Raw genomic sequence first — 1603 nt, forward strand, 5'->3', positions numbered from 1 at the left:
TCCCCGTATCGAGTACGGGGTAATCCTGCCGCCTAGCGATACGCTTCTCGTCGCCATCCAGCTTGCGCAGGTGGTGCGTGGTTCCCTTCTCCACATTCAGGTCAAGGCATCGGCAGGCATCGACAGCGACGAACCAAGGCTCCCCGTCGATCATCACATGGCGAAGCTGCTGGTCATTGAAGGTGTGCGTGAGTGCGGTGCGCCTCACTCTCCCGCAGATGAACTGTGGGAGTTAGTGCCCGCGCCCAGTTACCGCTCACAACCCCCAATCTGTTTGGGGGTAGCAGCATCGATGGACGCGCCACCACCCATAGCTAGTGAGATTGGATCAACTCAGCCCGCAGCCCCGGCATCCCTGAAAATGTGCCCGTCTTGCCGATAAAATCGGAAGGGGCAGACGAAAGGGGACCGGAGGTGCCGGAATGGGCAGGCCTACCGAAAAAGACGGCAAGACGGCGTCATTTCTGACTATCCCGCAGATGCGACAGGTCCAGCCCCGGATAGCGGATCTTCGCGACGGCCTCGGCCTTCTGGCGCATGGAAAGCCCATCGCCATAGATGCGGCTGGAGCCGGGTTCCGTTCGTCGTGCCAGCGCCAGAGCCGTCCGCTCGGGCAGTTCTGCCTCGCGCAGTCGATCCTCGAAGCAATGCCGGAACGAGTGCATGCCCAGCTTCCGGCCTTCCAGCCCCAGCTTCTTCACATGCGCGCTGAACCGCTCGCCCAGCTTCGCCCCAACCTGCCCTCGGCTATTGGCGGCACCCTCGGGGAACAGCAGGGTCTCTCCGGCGTCCCGACGCGCTTCCACATGACGCATAAAGCCGAGCCGGATCAATTCAGGGTGCAGCGCCAGCGTAGCGCGGGCGTCCTTTGTCTTGAGTTTGCGGGTGTCATAGGGCCGGATATGGATCACCGGAATATCTCCATCCATGCCGACGTCCTCCACCCGCAGACCAGCCGCCTCGCCGTTCCGCAGGCCATGGTACAGGCACAGCAGCGGCACCCAATAGCGCCCCGGCTTGTCACGGTCGGGGGACCATGGAGCAATCCACGGCCCTGATGCGAAGAGTGTGTTCAGTTGCTCAGTGGTGAAAGGATCCCGGCGTTCGGAATCGTCCACCGGATCATAGACCGAAAGGCCCTCAAACGGGCTTGATGCAATCCATTGCTCACGCCTAGCCCAGTTGAACAGGGAAGCAATGTGCAGGAGATAGCCGTCATTGATTGTCTTCGGCGAAATGGTCGGCAGGTGTCTCGCCCTGCCCTTCGCCACCGCCGGCGGCCCCGTCAGTCCCGCCAGGTCCTTCCGCTTGCCGAGCTGCGTCGGCAGTTCCCTCAGAACCTCGACAACGTCCCTTGCGTCCTCACGGGTGATGCTCGCGACCGTTCGATCTGGGAAGACGTCACGCAGGAGCCGGAAGACGGCGGGCTTGGCTTTCTTCGTCGATCCGCTCCAGCCGGGGGCCTTATCGGCTTCGTAAGCCGTGATAAGGGCGTCGAGCGTTCGGCCTTCGGGTTTCTCGCCGGGGTCTGCCGGGGCATCCAGCAGGGCCGCGTCGGATGGGACGAAGTCCGCCTTCCCGTCCAGATTGGCTGCAGCGGCCT

2 protein-coding genes are annotated in these 1603 nt (G+C 62.9%); both read right to left on the reverse strand.

What is annotated here, in order from left to right:
* A partial coding sequence (locus tag AAFM29_RS17790; protein ID WP_371830771.1) for a hypothetical protein occupies positions 1–208 on the reverse strand: 208 nt, incomplete at its 3' end.
* A gap of 250 nt (positions 209–458) precedes the next feature.
* A partial coding sequence (locus tag AAFM29_RS17795) for a site-specific integrase (RefSeq protein ID WP_341714039.1) occupies positions 459–1603 on the reverse strand: 1145 nt, incomplete at its 5' end.

Source organism: Erythrobacter sp. (assembly GCF_038133525.1).
Taxonomy (GTDB): domain Bacteria; phylum Pseudomonadota; class Alphaproteobacteria; order Sphingomonadales; family Sphingomonadaceae; genus Qipengyuania.